Source organism: Bacteroides sp. AF39-16AC (assembly GCF_003602735.1).
GTDB lineage: Bacteria > Bacteroidota > Bacteroidia > Bacteroidales > Bacteroidaceae > Bacteroides > Bacteroides uniformis.
Window position 1 is genome coordinate 24,285 of the sequence record NZ_QTLN01000025.1, and the last position, 18,942, is coordinate 43,226.

Genomic DNA, 18,942 nt, shown 5'->3' on the forward strand with positions numbered 1-18,942 from the left:
TTTATGAAAAAATTTATAGCAGGTGCAGCATCACTGATGCTTTGTATGGGGCTGCACGCCCAGGATTTCAGAATCAATCCATCGGGATATTTTGAGAATGGCGGGGCCAATGTGATGGTGTTCAGTGACGTCTACCCTGAAGGACACCAGGGAGGACTGACCCTTGTTTTGAATGGAGACCGCAGGGCTGCCAATGGAGATGTGCGCTTTGAAATCTCGCAAGGGCAGTGGCAGGGATTGCCCAAGATGAGAAGCCGGGTGGTGGATGAGGCTGACAATGAAATCCGTGTCACATTGAGTTATCCGGATTCGGCCAAACACATGGCAGGCTTTAATCCGATGCTTTATCCGGATTTTGTTTTTGGCTATACCATTAAGGTCAAAGGCGAGAAGGATTATCTGGTATTGACCGTTGATTTGGACCAACCAGTGCCCGAGCGGTTTGCCGGCAAGTTGGGCTTTAATCTGGAATTGGTACCTTCCACTTTGCTGGGCAAGCCGTGGATTATGGACAACCGGACGGGAGTCTTTCCCCACCAGGCGATGGGGCCCACCATGAAACAGTCTTCCAATATGGAGCATATCGGAGATTTCAATCCTGACGGGAAAGCTGATTTGGACCAGTTGCTGTTGGATAGAAAGACTTATAACCCGATGATTGCCGATGATATCGTCTCTGCTCCTTTGGCCGCAGGGAAAAAGTTTGTACTCAATCCTCAGGATGATTTGGCAAAGATTACGATTGAAAGTGAGAAAGGAGACTTGTTGCTGTATGATGGAAGGATAAATCATAACAACGGTTGGTTTGTGCTCCGTTCGGAGTTCCCGGCAGGGACAAAGGAAGGTGCGGTGAAATGGATAATCCGTCCGACAGTCACTAAAGACTGGCGTTATGCACCGGTGGTGCAAGCCTCTCAAGTAGGTTACCATCCTGGACAGAAGAAAGTGGCTGTCATAGAGTTGGATAAACGGGATACAGACTTCAAGCAACCTGCCCTTTATCGCATTGCTGCCGATGGCAGGAAACTGGTAAAGCAGCAGGCTGCCAAGGATTGGGGAGATTTCCAACGCTACCACTATCTGCAGTTCGATTTCACGGAAGTGACGGAAGAAGGGCTCTATCAGGTAATGTACGGCGATGCTGCTTCTCCGGTGTTCCGCATTGCCAAAGATGTGTGGGACAAGGGTATCTGGCAGGCAGAGGTGGAATACTTTTTGCCGGTACAGATGTGCCACATGCGTGTGAACGAAAAATACCGTGTATGGCATGACTTCTGTCATCATGACGATGCACGTATGGCCAAAACCGATATCAACCATATAGACGGATATACTCAGGGAACCTCTACTCTTTGTAAGTACCAGCCGGGTGATTTGGTTCCAGGGCTGAATGTGGGTGGATGGCACGATGCGGGGGACTATGACCTGCGTGTGGAATCCCAGGCAGGCGAGGCCTATATACTTGCCATGGCTTGTGAGAACTTTGGTACCTATTGGGACGAGACTTCCATAGATTTTGAAAAGAAGATAGTCGAGATTCACCAGCCGGATGGAAAGAATGACTTGTTGCAGCAGGTGGAAAACGGTGCTTTGACGATAGTGGCGGGTTGGAAGGCTCTGGGGCGTCTCTACAGAGGGATTCTGTGTCCTACCGTACGCCAGTATGCACACTTGGGTGATGCGTCGGCCCATACAGACCATGTCAGTGGGACTGCCGACGACCGCTGGGTGTTTACGGAAGACAACCCTGGTAGGGAACTTCAGGTAGCCGCTTGGCTGGCAGGTATTTCACGTGTCTTGAAGGGACATAACGATGCATTGGGAGCGGATTGTCTGGAGATAGCCCGTGAATTGTTCAGGATTACCCGCTGCGACAACAACCGGGTGCTGACAGCCAAGGTACATGCTGCCGTAGAACTTTATCTGGCGACAAAGGAAGTGGAGTACCGTGATTTCGTTTTGCAGCAGCAGGATTTCATCTGCAAGAATATCCGTCAGACGGGTTGGTTCATCGGACGTTTCGACAAAGCTGTGGGAAATGCACGTTTCAGCAAGGCTGTTCGCAAAGCACTGCCGGAGTTGCAGGCTATGTATCAGGAGTATAGCAGTAAAACTCCGTATGGAGTGCCGCATGACAGAGGTAACCGTTCTTCCGGTTCATGGGAACCCCAGCATCTGGGCTACAATTACTGTTACCTGCATGCTGCCTATCCTGACTTGTTTGCACCGGACTATATTTTCAATGCTGTCCAATACCTGCTCGGTATGCATCCGGGACGTAATCAGGCAGCGTTTGTAACGGGAGTCGGTGCCGAAACGATGAAAGCCGCCTATGGTGTCAACCGTGCCGACTGGTCTTATATTCCGGGTGGAGTGTCTCCGGGTACAAATCTGATTCGTCCCGACTTGCCCGAATTACTTCATTTCCCGTTCTTATGGCAGGAAGGTGAGTACTGTTTGGGCGGACATGCTACGTGGTTTATGTATATGGTATTGGCATCTCAGAAAATATTGAATGGTAATGAACAGTAAAATAAAGGTAGATAAGTTTGTAATTGTAGCTTTTCTGCTCTGCATGGTCTGCACTATGGCCATGCAGGCAAAAGCTTATGACAATTTTAAGGTATCGGTCTATGTACGTGCCTACGAGGTAGACAAGATGAAGGACATCCATTGGCTGGATTCGACTTGGAATGTGATTTCACAACAGTTGGAAGTGGACAAGATTTATTTGGAAACACATCGTGATTTACTGATTGTGGATGACGCCACCCTGGAGCAAGCTAAGAAATTTTTCCATGACCGGGGAATAGAGACTGCCGGAGGAATTACCTACACCATCAACGAGGCGAACAGTTTCGAGACGTTCTGCTATTCCAATCCCGAGCATCGTGAGATGGTGCGAAAGATTGCAGAACATACGGCAAAGCACTTTGACGAGTTTATTCTGGATGACTTTTTCTTCACCAGTTGCAAGTCGGACATAGAGATAAAAGCCAAAGGTACGCAGAGCTGGACGGAATACCGTTTGAAGCTGATGACTGAAGCCGGGCGCGACCTTGTGCTGAAACCTGCCAAGAAGGTGAATCCTCGTGTAAAGGTAATCATCAAGTATCCCAACTGGTACGACCATTTCCAAGGTTTGGGCTTTAATCTGGAGGAAGGTCCCCAACTCTTTGACGGTGTCTGGACGGGTACCGAAACAAGGGACCCTGCCGGCAACCAGCATCTGCAGAATTATCTAAGCTATAATATTATCCGTTATTTTGATAATCTGCGTCCGGGCTACAATGGTGGAGGATGGGTGGACTCCGGTGGACTGAATCTGGGTATGGACCGCTATGCTGAGCAGCTGCATCTGACCATGCTTGCCAAGGCTCCCGAAATCATTCTCTTTGCCTATAACCAGCTTCTGGGCGTGAAGTTGTCTCCCAGGTTCCGTACCCCTTGGCAGGGCATGGGCACCAGCTTTAATTATGATGAGATGACTGCCCCTATCCGGCAGAAGAACGGAACTTCCATAGAGCCTACCACCATGGCACGCATTGCGGATGTTGTATTGAAACAGACTGATAAACTGGTAGGTAAGTTGGGTAACCCCATTGGCATCAAGTCCTACAAGCCTTTTCATGTGGCGGGTGATGATTTCTTGCAGAATTATCTGGGCATGATAGGTTTGCCGATGGATATACGTCCCGTTTTTCCGAAAGACCAACAAGTGGTGCTGCTGACTGCCCAGGCGGCTCAAGCTCCGGAGCTCATGACCGACATTAGGAAGCAATTGCAAAGCGGACGGGATGTGGTGATTACAAGCGGCTTGCTGAAAGCCATTCCTGAAAAAATTGCCGAAATAGTAGAGTTGCGTTGTACCGATTTGAAAGCTCTTGTCAATGATTTTGGCCGATATGGACAAGCCGGACGCGATTTATTGATACCGCAGGTTCAGTATTATACGAATGATGCTTGGGAAGTAGTCAGTGCGGGCCGTCCGTTGACGGGAGGAGTATCGGGGTATCCTATTTTGTTGAGAGCTCCCTATGCCGCCGGCAATCTATATGTATTGACCATTCCCGATGATATGGGAAATTTATATGATTTTCCGGCAAAAGCCTTGAATGAGATTCGCCGCATTATGAGTAGGGATATGGATATCTATCTGGAGGCTCCCTCCAAAGTCGGATTGTTTGTGTATGACAATAAAACACTGGTGGTGGAGAACTTCAATGATGAACCGGTGGAAGTGCGTATTGTTACCGATGATGAGGTGACGAGGTTGGAAAATCTGGAGAATGGAGATATTCTGGCTCCCCTTCCTGCCGAACCCGTACAGAGCAGGCGTCCGGTGACACCAAAGAACTCTTTCCGTTTGTCATTACTACCCCATTCGTATAAGGCTTTCCAATATAAATGACGGGTAAGAAGATTGTCGGATAGTTATTCGGAAGGGTAACGGGAGGTCGGTTCTACAATGGGTCGGCCTCCTTTGCTTCCAGTCATCCGTGAGAATGCTTGTGTTCTTTCAATATCCTGTGCGGCAGTGTCCCGTGCCCCAGCAACTCTATCGGGCAGTTGAAGTTGCGTTCCAGCCATTCTTCCGTAACGCCGGTATCGGGATGGTAGTCCAGGGTTTCGTTGACGCAGGCAATGGACTTGACTTGCTGCAACACCGTGCCGATGTCGTGGCTGACGAGAATAATGGCGCAATCCTTGTTTATCTCTGCCAGCAGTTCGTAGAGGCGGGCTTCGAAACGCTTGTCGATGTATGTGCTGGGTTCGTCGAGAATCACCACCTGCGGGTCGGAGATGATGGCACGGCCCAGGAGGGCACGTTGCAACTGTCCGCCGCTCAAAGCGCCGATGGCACGCTGCTCCATGCCTTCCAGCCCCATGCGGGCTATCACGGCAGAGGCTTTCTCGCGGTGTCGGGCGGTGAAGCGTGAAGCCAGCGGCTTCTTGCTGCTGAGTCCTGAAAGGATGACCTCCTCTACGGTGATGGGAAATTTCCGGTCGATGCTGCTGTACTGGGGCAAGTAACCCATGGATAATTGACAATTGACAGTTGATAATTGACAATTGGCAATTTCGGAGGGGGATGGAGGGCAGGAGTGATATAGAATCTCCCCGGTAGTGGGTTTCAGCAGTCCCAGTATACATTTGATAAGGGTAGTCTTTCCACCACCGTTGGGACCGATGATACCCAGAAAATCACGTTCGTAGATAGTCAGGTTTATATCATGCAGTACGGTCCGGTTATCGTATCCGGCGCTGAGGTTCTTTATCTCTATAATGGGGGATGCAGGCATAGCTTCTTCTTCGTTAAATGGACAGAATCATCGTTTACTCTTTTACAAGCGCTCTGGCCGTATTCATCATCTCCTCCTCCCAGTCGTATGAGAGGGGATTGATAGCCACTACCCGGGTTCCGGTCTGCTGGGCGATAAGGTCGGCATTGCGGCGGTCGAATTCCGGCTGTACAAAGATGATGCGTACCTTCTCCTTCTTGCAGGAGTTTATCAGGCTCTTCAGATGGGCGGGGGAGGGCTCCTTTCCACCTGCCTCGATAGGAATCTGGTTCAGGTTGTAGTCGCGGGCAAAGTAGGAAAGTGCCGGATGATAAATCATGAAGGCACGGTCGGCATTCGGGCTGGAAAGCATCTGGCAGATGAGGCTGTCTGTATGCTCTATCTGCCGGATGAGTACGTTGTAACGTTCCATGTAGACGCTTTCATTGGCTTTGTCTATGGCGCAGAGTGCATTCAGAATGTTTCCGGCAATGATTTGGGCGTTGATGGTGGAATTCCAGATGTGGGGTTCCACACCACCGGCGTGCGTATGGCCTTCGTGTACATGCCCGTCTTTATGATGATGTGCATGGGTATCGTCCAGAATGAGTTCCACATTCTCGGACATATCGAAGAATTGCAGGTGGGGAGCATTGTCCGTCAGTTTTTCCGTCCATGTCTGCTCGAAACCGATGTAGCCGATGCGGAAATAGGCCTTGCTTTGGGCAAGGTCGACAAGCTGCTGGGGCGTGGGGTCGTAGGTTTCCGGACTTGAACCTTTGGGCACCATGCTGACGACGGTGAATTCATCGCCGGCAATGGCTTCGGTGAAATACCGCAGCGGCTCGATGGTGACGGTAATCACGGGTTTATCGTCATTCTTCTTGTTCTGTTGGCCTCCTTGCTTGCACGAGAAGAGCAAGGTGGCTATGAGGAGTAAAAAACAAAACTTTTTCATTTACAATTTACTATTTACAATTTACAATTTGGCTGCGCTGTGGCAGGGGGCATCAACTATCCATTATCAACTATTCCTTATCCATTATCACTTCCTCTTTCCTTCCCCTCAGTATCTCCCGTTTCCCTCCGGGGGGACCTGGGAGACGCTCTACCTTGAATCCTACGGCTTGCAGCATGCGGCGTATTACTCCTTTGGCGCAGTAGGTGGTCAGCACGCCATCGGTGCTCATGGCGGCATGGATATTCCGGAAGACTTTTTCCTCCCACATTCCCGGTTGCTTTTCGGGTGCAAAGGCATCGAAGTAGACAACATCGAACGGAGATTTATTAATCATTAACAAACTGTCAATGCTTATTGTTTCGACATCTGCCCGCACTTTTCTCAGTGTGAAATAAGGAGTTATGGCAACTTCTTCTTCCCACGCAGCCCGATGCAGTTCCTCGAACAGAGGATTGTCGCTATATTTTAGCGCATCCACCTCCGGCCATGCAAGCGGATAGAGTTCGATACCGGTATAGTGCACTGGTCTCTTTTCCTTTTCGGCAGTTTCCAGTGTAAGCAGGGCATTCAGCCCGGTGCCGAAACCGATTTCAAGGATATGCGGGCGGGCAGTAGCGGATACTTTCAGTCCCATGTCGATGAAGATGTGCTGTGACTCTGTACGTGCCCCTTTTACCGAATGATAATGTTCATTCAGTTCCGGTACAAACAGTGTCGCACTTCCGTCTTCCGTCTTCTCTATGATTCGTTGCATCACTTCTGCTTTTGTTGAATGTTTTTATTTTATTTAATTCTCTGTGGTTCAGTGTGCTGTTGCGTCTATATATCCAGCGTGCTGCATCTATACATCCAGCACGTTGCATCTATACATCCAACGCGTTGCATCTATACATCCATTGCTCAAACCCACTACATGTCAATAATTCATCATCGAAATGGCTCCTTGCAGTGCCCACAGCATAGCTATGTAGCGCACCAGCTTCCCTGCAAACATGGAAGTGGTGGTCAGCATCAGATTACTGCGCATGAAGCCCAGTGCAATGGCTATGGCCTCTCCCACAAAAGGCAGAAAGGCGAAGGAAGCCATCAGTGCCCCTTTCCCTTGGAGGAAATGCTGCATCCGTTCTATCTTTTCCCTTTTTACCTTGAAATATTTCTCAATCCAGTCTATACGTCCCAGACGTCCCATGTAGTAGCACGTCATGCCTCCCAGCGTATTTCCCAAGGTGGCAGAGAGTACGCACAGTGCCGGGCTCAGACCGACCTTGACCAGTGCTACCATCACTATCTCGGAACTGAACGGAATGATGCTTCCTGCCAATAGGGCAGAGATGAACAGACCGACATATCCCCAGTCAATCAGCAGCTGTACGAGTGTATCTACAAAAGCGTCCATATGTTGAATCCTAATAGAATGAATAATCCGATAAATGCACAAATGAAGAATATATTGGAACTGCGGCTATTTGTCAGTACAAACAAGTGTCCCGCCAGGATGCTGACACCGATGAGCAGGAAGGACATCAGGTGGACACTCAATACCGGTTGCAGTCCGATATAGACAAAGATGCAGAAATTCAGCAGGATGAGGAAGTGTAGATAGCTTCGGGTGCGTATCTTGTCTTCATAGCCGGCAATGAGACAGTGTGCCGCGCTGACGATGAACAGAACAAGGAGATACCCGAGGGTGGCGAGTTCCCACGGCTGATAGTCGAACCGGGTGGGAGCGAAGGTCACCAGCTCGCGGAAGGGTTGGCAGAAGAGTTCCATTTGCCCGTAGTAGAGGGCGTGTCCCAGCAACAGCCAGTAGGGTACGCTCCATCCTACCAAGGAAGCGAAGAAACTTTTGGGTTGGAGAGACTGGAAGTTGTAGGCACCTATCCAGAAGATGGGGACAAACAGCATGAGCTGCGGAAAAAGCAGGCTGCCCAGTCCGATGAAGACAAAGGCGTGGAAGAGACTGCCTGTGGGCCGTGCCTGCTGGTAGCTCTTGAAGAGGAAAAACAGTGCCACCAGGAAGGAGGCGGCTGCCAAGTCTCCCGCATACAGCATGTGCAGGCTGGGGCAGACGGATATCAGCAGGAAGTAGACAGAAGTCTGTACCGATGCCCGCATCCGGATGATGGCGAACGTATTGTTGAGCTGTATTAGGAAGTACCCGATGACGGCATACAGAATAAAGCTGAAGAGACGGTTTGCCCAGGTGGGGATGCAGAAGTCGCAGAATGTTTCCCAAAGGGAATATCCGCTTTGCTGTGTCTCCGTCTCGGGCAACAGAACAGCGGTCAGTATCCAGCAGGATACTGAAATCAGGATAGCGGTGGGTAGTGTGAACCGCCCTGCCGTTATCCGGTTCTGGAATCTCTTCGTTCTCATTTATAAGTCAAATCCGATGTCGCGACGGAAATATTTCTTCTCGAAGTTTATCATGTCGGCCACGCGGTAGCTCTTCTGCAAGGCTTCTTCCTTCGTTTCACCATAGGAGCAGACGGCGATGACACGGCCACCGGAGGTTACGGTCTGTCCGTCTTTGGTGGCTGTTCCGGCATGGAAGAGGATGCTGTCTGTTTCGGCAGCCTTCTCGAATCCGGTCATCACCTTGCCCTTTTCGTAGGCTTCCGGATATCCTCCGCTCACCAGCATGACGCAAGCGGCTGTGCGTGGGTCGAATTCCAGTGTACGCTGGTCGAGGTCGCCCTGGGCAACGCCTTCGAGTAGGTCTACCAGGTCGCTCTTGATACGCAGCATTACACTTTCGGTTTCGGGGTCGCCCATGCGGACGTTGTATTCAATCACCATCGGTTCGCCCTTCACGTTGATAAGTCCCAGGAAGATGAAGCCTTGGTAGCCGATTTCTTCTTCCAGCAGACCGTTTACGGTAGGTTCGATGATGCGGGTGCGTACTTTTTCCATAAATGTTTCGTCGGCAAAAGGTACGGGAGTAACGCTGCCCATACCGCCGGTGTTGAGGCCTTTGTCGCCTTCGCCGATACGCTTGTAATCTTTGGCTACGGGCAATACCTTATAGTGGCGGCCGTCTGTCATCACGAATACGGAGCATTCGATGCCGCTGAGGAACTCTTCAATGACTACCGTGGCGCTGGCATCGCCGAACATGCCGCCCAGCATTTCCTTCAGCTCTTTCTGAGCTTCTTCCAGTGTGGGGAGAATCAGCACGCCCTTGCCTGCACACAGTCCGTCGGCCTTCAGTACGTAAGGCGCTTCGAGGGAAGCGAGGAAGTCGAGTCCCTCCTGCAAGTTGTCGGCGGTGATGCTCTTGTAGCGGGCAGTGGGGATGTTGTGGCGCATCATGAAGCCTTTGGCAAATTCCTTGCTACCTTCCAGTGTAGCACCTTTGGCGGTGGGGCCGATGATGTCGATATGGCAGGTGGCAGGGTCTTCCTTGAAGCTGTCGAAGATGCCTTGTACCAACGGGTCTTCGGGACCCACAACAATCATGTCGATTTCTTTCTCAAGGGCAAAGGCCTTGAGTGCGGGAAAGTCTGTCGCCTTCAGGTTCACATTCTCGCCTGCTTCGCTTGTACCTGCATTGCCGGGCGCAATATATAGTTTCTCTACTTTCGGGCTTTGGGCAATCTTCCATGCCAGAGCGTGTTCGCGGCCACCGGAGCCTAATAATAATACTTTCATGGGTTCATTTACAATTTACAATGTACAATTTGTCTGTGCTGTGGGGCATCAGGTAAGTTGTACAGATTGTTATACTTAATGATTTATTCTCTCTTTTATTCTCTTCTTTCTTCTACCATCTACTCCCTATTTGCACGCCCGCACTGCATAGCAAATTGTACATTGTATATGGTACATTGTACATTAAAGATATTCTTCAAAATATCTTGTTATCTTCTCGTGCAGATGCACACGGTCGCGTCCCAGGACGTTGTGCTTGTGCGTGGGATAGATAAACAAATCGGGATAGGTACGGGCATCCACGCACGCCTTCATGAATGAAAGGGTGTGCTGCGGCACGCAGGTGTCGTCGTGGTCGTCGTGTATGATGAGCAGATGTCCTTTCAAGTTACCGGCAAGGTTTTTCAGATTTGTCTGCTTGTAGCCTTCCGGGTTCGCTTGCGGAGTGTCCATATAGCGCTCACCGTACATTATCTCGTAGTATCCCCAGTCGATAACCGGTCCACCGGCAACGCCTACCTTGAAAATTTCGGGATAGCGCAGCATCAGCGCTGTAGTCATGTGTCCTCCGAAGCTCCAGCCGTGCACGCCGATACGCTCTCCGTCCACATAAGGCTGGCTTTTCAGGAATTCTACGCCCTTCACCTGGTCTTTGCCCTCTTCGATGCCCAGCTGGCGGAAGGTGGCGTTTTCAAACTCCAGTCCACGGTTGCTGCTGCCACGGTTGTCGAGGCTGAACATGATGTAGCCTTTGTTTGCCATGTAGATGTCCCAGCCGCGGGCATCGTTCATCCAGCCGTTCGTTATCATCTGGGCGTGCGGGCCGCCGTATACGTAGACGATGGCGGGATACTTCTTTGCCGGGTCGAAGTCGGCAGGCTTTATCAGGCGGTAGTACAAGTCTGTCTTGCCGTCGGCGGCTTTGATGGTGCCTACTTCTATGCTGGGCATTTCAAAGCCTTCGTAGGGGTTCTTGGCTGTCAGCAGTGTGTGTTCCCGTTGTTTTTTCGGGTTGGTGGACATCAGTTTTATGATACGGGGGCAAGTGGGCGAAGAGGCATTGTCGATGAGGTAAGTTCCCATGAAACCGGAGATTTGTGCCGAGTGCATGCCGGTTGGGTCTCCTATCAAGCTGCGTTTGCCATTCTTCAGGTTGACAGCGTAAAGGTTGCTCTGCAAAGGAGAGATTTCCGTACTCTTGATGATGAGCTCTTTCGTGTTCCGGTTAAAACCTACGATGTCTTGTACAAGCCAAGGGCCGGAGGTGAGTTGCTTCAGCAGTTCCCCTTCCGTATTGTATAGGTATAGGTGGTTGAAACCGTCACGCTGGCTTTGATAGATGAACTTGTGGCTGTCCCATGGCAGGAATAGAATGGGAGATTGCGGCTCCACATATTTGGGATGTCTCTCTTCGATGAGCACTTGTTGCAGCTCTCCGCTTTCGGCATCGTACCGGCACAGTTTGGAGTGATTCTGGTCTCGGTTTAGCTCTATCAGATAGAGGCTTTTGCCATCCGGTGCCCAGGTGATGTTGGTGAAGTAGCGGTCTTTGGGGTCGCCCATGTCCAGGTAGATGGTCTTTTGAGTAGCCGGATTGTAGATACCTACCTTTACCTGATGGCTGAGCATGCCGGCCATGGGGTAACGTATTTTATCCACCAGCGCTATTCTTGCCGTGATGTCAACCAATGGATAGGGGGTAACCATGCTTTCGTTCATTCGATAGAAAGCCAGCAGGTCCCCGGCAGGATTCCAGAAAGTGCCTTTTGAAATGCCGAATTCATTGCGGTGCACACTTTGACCGCAGACGATGCCTTCCGGTTCGTTGGTGACTTTCAGGGTTTGCCCGTCACCGGTCATCACATAGAGATTATTGCCGATAGTATAAGCCAAATGGCGGCTTACTTCGTTCCAATCCTCATTTTCGGCTTGGGCGGGGCAAGGCTGGCTCCAGATGACTTTTTTCTTCTTCCAGTCGACGAGGGCACGGTACTTGCCGGTGTTCAGCAGTAGGAGTGGGTCTATTTGGACTTGAATACCCAGATTGACGCCTCGGGGTACGTTGACAGCCTTTGCAGCATGAAAGTGACGCAGTTTTCCAAGTCCTTTTTCTTCCAGCAGCGCGTTGGCTTCTTCCAATGTGATGGCAGTGAATTTCTCTCCGGGCTTGGCACCTAATCCTTTGACAGCCCATGTACCTTCTATATTGTCGATGCCAAGTTCCAGACAAGCGGCATCGCCCCACCACTGGTACCACTTGTTTTCGGCAGTATGGTAGGTTTCACCTCCGGGAATAAGGTCTTCCAGGGTCGGCTTTTTCAGTTCTTGTGCCATGACGTTTGTTGTAAACAGAGCAGGCACTGCCATCAGCAGTGCAAGAATGCTCTTACTTATTTTCTTTGCATTCATTCTCCTTGTCATTGTTCGTGTTATTCTTCTTCCTTCTTTCCCGCCTCTCTTCTTTTTCTTTCCGGGTAAGATTCACCTGACCTTGTTCTGCGTTCTCCACCGAATTCGCGTCTTTCCCTCGGTCTGAACTCCCGTTTTTCCCTGTCTTTGAACTCTCTTCTTTCACGCGGACGGAATTCGCGCTTTTCGCTGTCCTTGAATTCTCTTGGTCTGCGTTCACCGTTGAATTCGCGTCTTTCGCCACCGAATTCACGTCTCTCTCCGCTGAATCGGGGACGGAATTCGCGTCTTTCTCCGGGTTTGAACTCTTTCCTTTCTCCTGAAGCCGGACGAAATTCTTTGCGCTCCTTGCTCAACTCCTCGCCTTCGGCACGAAATTCCTTGTACTTTCCATCGAAGATTTCGTACTGGCGGAATTCGCATTCCAGCGCACCATTGAATAAAGGTATCTTGGAGGTGGCTTTTAGCCCGATTTGGTCGAAGCACTCTTCCCGGTAAGAAAGAATCCATGCGGTGTTGCCCGTAAAGGCATGTTTCAGACGCTCGCCAATCATGGAGTAAAGGCCCAGCAGGTCGTTGGTAGAGATACGCTCACCGTAGGGAGGATTGGTGATGATGATGGATTTCTCCGCAGGTTGCTCGAATTGCTGGAAAGGTTGCAGCTTCAATACCACGTCCTTGCTTACGCCGGCAGCCTTTATATTGTGTGTGGCAATTTCGTTTGCCTTCGGGCTGTTGTCGTAACCGTATATCTTATGCGTAAATTCACGTTCCTGGCTGTCGTCATTGTATATCGTGTCGAACAGCTCCTGGTCAAAATCCACCCACTTCTCGAAAGCGAACTCCTTGCGGAATACGCCCGGAGCGATGTTGCGTGCAATCAGCGCCGCTTCGATGGGAATGGTTCCCGAACCACACATCGGGTCTATCAGGTCGCATTCGCCACGCCAGCCGGTCATCAATATCATGCCGGCGGCCAGCACCTCATTCAGCGGGGCCTCTACTGCTTCCTGGCGATAACCGCGGCGGTGCAGCGATTCGCCGCTGGAGTCGAGAGACAGCGTACATTTGGTTTCGGCAATGTGTATGTTCAGCAGCACGTCCGGTTTGTTGACACGCACGCCGGGACGTTCGCCGGTCTTCTCGCGGAAATAGTCCACGATGGCATCCTTCACCTTGTAGGAAACGAACTTGGAATGACGGAACTCTTCACTGAATACAACCGCGTCCACGGCAAAGGTCTTGTCCGTATCCAGATAGTCTTCCCATCGGATGGCTTTAATCTGTTCGTAAACCTCGTCGGCATCTTTGGCTGTGAAGTGTTTGATGGGTTTCAGTATCCGGATGGCTGTACGCAGGCAGAAGTTTGCCTTGTACATCATTTCCTTATCACCACTGAAAGATACCATGCGGCGGCCTATTTCTATTTCGTTGGCGCCCAGTGCAGTCAGCTCTTGTGCCAGTACCTCTTCCAGTCCTTGGAAGGTTTTGGCAATCATTTCAAAAGATTGTTCGCTCATCTATTTATTTACTATTTTACTGTTTTTATTCTATTGTTTATCAGTAGTTTGCCTCCCGCTTGTCAGGCACTGGCGTCTGTTGGCTCAGACACCGGTGTCTGTTGTGTTGGACACTTGTGTCTGACGTGACAGACACAAGTGCCTGACAAATGCAGCAATATTGCCTTTTAAATGAGGTTTGAGGCTTCTCATTTCTTCGCCTTTGTCTGTACAATTCTCGCTCCTGCCGGAACATCCTCCGTCACCCAGATATTGCCGCCCACAGTGGCTCCTTGTCCGATGGTGATGCGTCCCAATATGGTGGCGTTGGAATAGACTATCACATTGTCTTCCAGAATGGGATGGCGGGGAATACCCTTGATGGGCTTGCCGTCTTCGTCCAGCGGGAAGCTCTTGGCACCGAGGGTTACACCCTGGTACAGCTTTACGTTGTTGCCGATGATGCAGGTCTCGCCGATTACCACACCCGTACCATGGTCGATGGTAAAATAACCGCCTATTTCCGCTCCCGGATGGATATCGATTCCTGTTTCACTATGTGCCATCTCGGTGATGATGCGGGGAATGAGGGGGACACCCAACTTGAGCAGTTCGTGTGCGATGCGGTAGTTGCTGATGGCTCGGATGGCCGGATAACAGCTGATGACTTCGCCGAACGACTGTGCGGCGGGGTCACCATTGTAGGCAGCCTCCACATCTGTGGCAAGCATCCGTCTCATGGCCGGCAGGTTGCTGATGAATTTGGCAGCCAATAAAGCGGCTTCTTCCCGTTGGAGCTCGGTACAACAATTGCATTCGCCATCGCCTGCAAAGCAGAGTCCGGCAAGGATTTGTTCGGTCAGCAGGTCGAACAAGCGCTCCACGTTGACACCGATATGGTAAGTCACCGTGCGGCTGTTGACCGTGGAATTTCCGAAATATCCGGGGAAGATGATGGCCCGCGCCAGTTCGATGATGTCGCGCAGCGCTTTTGCCGAAGGCAGCGGATTGCCGTCCGTATGCTGGTGAAACAGTCCCTTGTATGATTCGCTTTCCGATAGCTCATCGACTGCTTGTGTCAAAATGTGGGTAAAGTTGAGTGGACTCATTATGATATCCTTAAGTTTAAAAGTGGAGGCAAAGATAGGAAATACTCGTCAAATATCCTACATATCCCTCATTTATAGTACATATTTACCATATTTGTGGTATTTCCCACGAACCGATTTTGCGCTACTTTTGTCTTGTAAGAAATAACGTACCTCATTCCACTCCGGATTGTTAGTCTTTTCACTTAGGGGGAATGAGGGTTTTTAAAACAGTTGGATTATGAAGAAGATAGCAGAACGCCTTACCGACCTGGTAGGCAACACTCCCTTGTTGGAGTTGAATAATTATAACAAGAATAAGGGGCTGAAAGCCCGTGTTATCGTCAAATTGGAATATTTTAACCCTGCCGGCAGTGTGAAGGACCGCGTGGCGCTTGCCATGATAGAAGATGCTGAGGCAAAAGGGCTGTTGAAGCCCGGTGCCACCCTCATAGAACCTACCAGTGGGAATACGGGTGTAGGGCTGGCTTTTGTGGCTGCTGCCAAAGGTTACAAGCTGATACTGACAATGCCCGACACAATGAGTCTGGAACGCCGCAACCTCTTGAAAGCTTTCGGTGCGGAACTGGTGCTGACTCCGGGTGCCGACGGTATGAAAGGTGCCATAGCCCGTGCCGAGGAACTGAAGGCCGCCAACCCCGGTTCGCTGATTTTGCAGCAATTCGATAATCCTGCCAATCCGGCAATGCACGAGCGTACTACGGGACAGGAAATCTGGCGTGATACGGACGGTCGGGTGGATATTTTTGTGGCAGGTGTAGGTACGGGAGGCACGGTGAGCGGAGTGGGCGCAGCCTTGAAAGCCAATAACCCGAAGGTAAGGATTGTGGCTGTGGAGCCCGAAGATTCTCCCGTACTTTCCGGTGGAAAGCCCGGTCCCCATAAAATACAAGGTATCGGTGCGGGATTTGTGCCGAAGAACTATAACAGTGCCGTGATAGACGGAGTGCTGCAGGTATCCAATGATGATGCCATCCGTACGGGTCGCGAACTGGCGAAGTATGAGGGATTGCTGGTCGGCATCTCTTCGGGGGCTGCCGTTGCTGCGGCTGCCCGCCTGGCAAGGTTGCCCGAAAATGAGGGTAAGACGATTGTCGTGCTGCTGCCCGATACGGGAGAACGGTATCTTTCGACGCTGTTGTATGCGTTTGAGGAATACCCGTTGTAAGAGTAAACATTTCTGCCGGTTATCCGCTCCATCAATGTGGAGCAGGTAACCGGCAGATGGTATTTATAGTTCGCTTGGTCTTAACCCGAACGACCGGCAGCTCATTTTCTCTACTTTCACTTCCCATATCTTGACATTACGTACGGCAGGTTCGGCATATTTGCATTCATTCTCCGTATATTGCTTCATCAGCATGTCGAGTACGCGTCGCTTCTCTTCCATGTCTTCCACGAAGTGTACTTTCCCACGACAGATAACACTGCGCGACTTCATGCTGTAGCTGCATGCCACTTGCCGGTGCATATAGACCAGTTCGTGTCCTTCGCAGAAGGTGATGCAAACTTGCGGGTGCTTTGTTATCATCTCCACTTTACTGCCTTCCGGGCCGGAATGCAAGTATATCACTCCGTCTTGATAGGCAAAGTTCATGGGAACCGCATATGGGTTTCCTTCAAGGTCTGTGATGCCCACTATGCAGTATGGGCATTTGCGGATAATTTCCTCAATCTGTGTAGGGTCTGTAATAGTAATTGTCTTCATCGTGCAGGTCTCATCCCCGGTCTCTCTCTGAAAGAAAGGGACTGGGGATGATTTTAAATTATAGGGTTATTCTATACCAGTGCAAAATCCAGTTGCTTCTTCTCCAGATTGGCGCGTGCCACTTTGACGGTGATGGCGTCTCCCAGGCTGTATATCCGGTTTTTGCGGCGTCCGCGCAGGCAGTAGTTCTTTTCGTCGAATTCGTAATAGTCATCGTCGAGGTCGCGGATAGGAATCATGCCTTCGCACTTGTTCTCATTCAGCTCCACGTAGAGTCCCCATTCCGTTACGCCGGAGATGACGCCGTCGAAGGTCTGTCCCAGGCGTTCGGTCATGAATTCTACTTGCTTGTACTTGATGGAGGCGCGTTCTGCATTGGCGGCTATCTGCTCCATGCTGCTGCTGTGCTCGCAGAGGGCTTCGTATTTCTGTTCGGACACGGTGCGGCCTCCCTGGTCCAAGTACTTGGTGAGCAGACGGTGCACCATCATATCCGGATAGCGGCGGATGGGCGAGGTGAAATGGGTGTAGTAATCGAAAGCCAGACCATAGTGCCCCACGTTATGTACGGAGTAGCGTGCCTTCTGCATGGCGCGGATGGAGACGGTTTCAATCAAGTTCTCCTCCTTCTTGCCCTGGATGTCGTCCAACAGGTGGTTGATAGACTTGGAGATGTCGGTCTTTGTACCGCTGGTACGCAGCTTGTAGCCGAAACGGGCAATGAACTGTGCCAGATTGTCCAGCTTTTCCGGGTCGGGGAGGTCATGGATACGGTAAGGCAGCACTTTGGCTTTCTTGCCTTTGGGCACACGGCCTATCTTTTCGGCTACGGTACGGTTGGCAAGCAGCATGAACTCCTCTATCAGCTTGTTGGCATCTTTCGACTCCTTGAAGTAGACGCTGACGGGTTTGCCCTTCTCGTCAATTTCGAACTTCACTTCGTAGCGGTCGAAGTTGATGGCTCCTGCCTTAAAGCGGTTCTCACGCAATATTTTGGCAAGCTTATCCAGTTGGAGCACTTCTTCCTGGAAGTCTCCTTTGCCGGTTTCTATAATCTCCTGGGCTTCTTCGTAGGTGAAGCGGCGGTCGCTCTTGATGACGGTATGTACCACGCGTGAGTTCTTCACTTCGCCTTTTTCCGTCATTTCAAAGATGACGGAGTAGGCAAGCTTCTCTTCGTCGGGGCGGAGTGAACAGATGAAATTACACAACCGTTCGGGGAGCATCGGGATGGTGCGGTCTACGAGGTAGACGGATGTGGCACGCTTCTCGGCTTCCTTGTCTATGATGCCGCTCTCTTTCACGTAATGGGTCACGTCGGCGATATGTACGCCCACTTCCCAAAGTCCCTCTTTCAGTTTGCGGATGGAGAGGGCGTCGTCGAAGTCCTTGGCATCTTTGGGGTCGATGGTGAAGGTGGTTACGCCCCGGAAGTCCTCGCGTCGGGCTATTTCATCGGCGGAGATTTCGGCGGGTATCTTGTCAGCGGCTTTCTCTACGGCAGCTGGATAGACATAAGGCAGCCCGAATTCCGCGAGGATGGCATGCATCTCGGTGGTGTTGTCTCCGGCGCGTCCCAGGATGTCGATTACCTGACCGATGGGGTTTTTGGCTTTGTCGGGCCATTCCACCACCTTTACGATGGCTTTGTCGCCCGTTTTGCCGCCTTTCAGTTTCTCTTTGGGGATGAAGATGTCGTTGGCAAGCGTACGGTTTTCCGTTACAAGGAAAGCGTATGACTTGGCAACTTCCAGGGTACCCACGAAGGTGTCGTTGGCACGTTCCAGTATCTCGATGACTTCTCCTTCGGCTTCGCGTCCGCGGCGCTTGGCATAGAAGGCGATACGCACTTTATCATTGTTCATGGCGTGTGCCGAGTTGCGTTCGGCTATGAATATCGGTTCACCTCCATCTTCGGGGATGAAGGAGTTCTTGCCATTGCTTTTGCGCTGGAAGGTTCCGGTCATTTCCACGCCGTGGTTGTTCAGTTTGTATTTGTGCTTGTCCACTTCTGTGATGTAGTCGTCCATCGACAGTTCGGACAAGATGTCCATGCACAGCATCTTCAGCGGATGTGTGGTGAGGTGGAGTTGTTCAAAGATGTATTTCAGGGATAATACTTCGTCTTGCTTTGTGTGGAAGAATTCCAGCAGTACTTTGACGAGCTCTTTCTTCTTCATGCGTTTGCCGGCTTTCTTTTCTTTCTTTTTGGCCATAATGTTATGATGTATTTTATGTATAAATAGAGATTCTGTGTCAATCTGTGTAATCTGTGGTGATTACCTCTTGCAAAGTAAACAAATAAATACGTTCCTTCGTTCAC

The 18,942-nt window shown here is 50.7% G+C and carries 14 protein-coding genes; 3 read left to right on the plus strand and 11 right to left on the minus strand.

Features of this window, described 5'->3' with window-relative positions; genetic code table 11:
- Positions 1–3 precede the first annotated feature (3 nt).
- Together DW039_RS16985 and DW039_RS16990 are read left to right on the plus strand one after the other, a co-directional pair.
- On the plus strand, positions 4–2,532 hold the full coding sequence (locus DW039_RS16985; protein WP_005830988.1) for a glycoside hydrolase family 9 protein: 2,529 nt from the start codon (positions 4–6) through the stop codon (positions 2,530–2,532).
- A complete protein-coding gene (locus DW039_RS16990) occupies positions 2,522–4,411 on the plus strand; it encodes a hypothetical protein (RefSeq protein ID WP_172679951.1) in 1,890 nt (629 codons plus the stop codon). Before DW039_RS16985 ends, DW039_RS16990 begins: the two co-directional genes overlap by 11 nt.
- 82 nt (positions 4,412–4,493) lie before the next feature.
- On the opposite strand, the gene DW039_RS16995 is transcribed toward DW039_RS16990, so the two are convergent.
- From DW039_RS16995 to epsC, 9 genes are all read right to left on the minus strand, one after another.
- A complete protein-coding gene (locus DW039_RS16995; protein WP_005830985.1) occupies positions 4,494–5,303 on the minus strand; it encodes a metal ABC transporter ATP-binding protein in 810 nt (269 codons plus the stop codon).
- Between the two features lie 34 nt (positions 5,304–5,337).
- Positions 5,338–6,240, minus strand: a complete 903-nt coding sequence (locus tag DW039_RS17000) for a metal ABC transporter solute-binding protein, Zn/Mn family (protein ID WP_005830983.1) — start codon at positions 6,238–6,240, stop codon at positions 5,338–5,340.
- 70 nt (positions 6,241–6,310) lie between these two features.
- On the minus strand, positions 6,311–6,997 hold the full coding sequence (gene mnmD, locus DW039_RS17005; protein WP_118931119.1) for a tRNA (5-methylaminomethyl-2-thiouridine)(34)-methyltransferase MnmD: 687 nt from the start codon (positions 6,995–6,997) through the stop codon (positions 6,311–6,313).
- A 162-nt stretch (positions 6,998–7,159) separates the two neighbouring features.
- Positions 7,160–7,639 (minus strand): YqaA family protein, encoded by a 480-nt coding sequence (locus tag DW039_RS17010; protein WP_117879068.1) that lies wholly within the window; start codon positions 7,637–7,639, stop codon positions 7,160–7,162.
- Positions 7,624–8,619 (minus strand): hypothetical protein, encoded by a 996-nt coding sequence (locus tag DW039_RS17015; RefSeq protein ID WP_005834261.1) that lies wholly within the window; start codon positions 8,617–8,619, stop codon positions 7,624–7,626. Before DW039_RS17015 ends, DW039_RS17010 begins: the two co-directional genes overlap by 16 nt.
- On the minus strand, positions 8,620–9,894 hold the full coding sequence (gene purD, locus DW039_RS17020; protein WP_117879067.1) for a phosphoribosylamine--glycine ligase: 1,275 nt from the start codon (positions 9,892–9,894) through the stop codon (positions 8,620–8,622). It lies immediately after the preceding gene.
- Positions 9,895–10,077: 183 nt separating this feature from the next.
- Positions 10,078–12,303, minus strand: coding sequence for a DPP IV N-terminal domain-containing protein (locus DW039_RS17025; protein WP_005838013.1), 2,226 nt, complete (start codon positions 12,301–12,303; stop codon positions 10,078–10,080).
- A 20-nt stretch (positions 12,304–12,323) separates the two neighbouring features.
- A complete protein-coding gene (locus DW039_RS17030) occupies positions 12,324–13,823 on the minus strand; it encodes a THUMP domain-containing protein (RefSeq protein ID WP_120382164.1) in 1,500 nt (499 codons plus the stop codon).
- A gap of 188 nt (positions 13,824–14,011) precedes the next feature.
- Positions 14,012–14,911: a serine O-acetyltransferase EpsC gene (gene epsC / locus DW039_RS17035; protein ID WP_120382165.1), complete on the minus strand. Its 900-nt coding sequence runs from the start codon at positions 14,909–14,911 to the stop codon at positions 14,012–14,014.
- A 220-nt stretch (positions 14,912–15,131) separates the two neighbouring features.
- Between epsC and cysK the strand changes: the two genes are divergently transcribed.
- Complete coding sequence (gene cysK, locus DW039_RS17040; protein WP_120382166.1) at positions 15,132–16,079, plus strand: cysteine synthase A; 948 nt, start codon at positions 15,132–15,134, stop codon at positions 16,077–16,079.
- 63 nt (positions 16,080–16,142) lie between these two features.
- On the opposite strand, the gene DW039_RS17045 is transcribed toward cysK, so the two are convergent.
- Positions 16,143–16,619, minus strand: coding sequence for a pyridoxamine 5'-phosphate oxidase family protein (locus tag DW039_RS17045; RefSeq protein WP_120382167.1), 477 nt, complete (start codon positions 16,617–16,619; stop codon positions 16,143–16,145).
- Between the two features lie 71 nt (positions 16,620–16,690).
- The gene (rnr, locus tag DW039_RS17050; RefSeq protein ID WP_120382168.1) at positions 16,691–18,835 is read right to left on the minus strand and encodes a ribonuclease R; all 2,145 of its coding nucleotides are present in this window, start codon (positions 18,833–18,835) and stop codon (positions 16,691–16,693) included.
- Positions 18,836–18,942 lie beyond the last annotated feature (107 nt).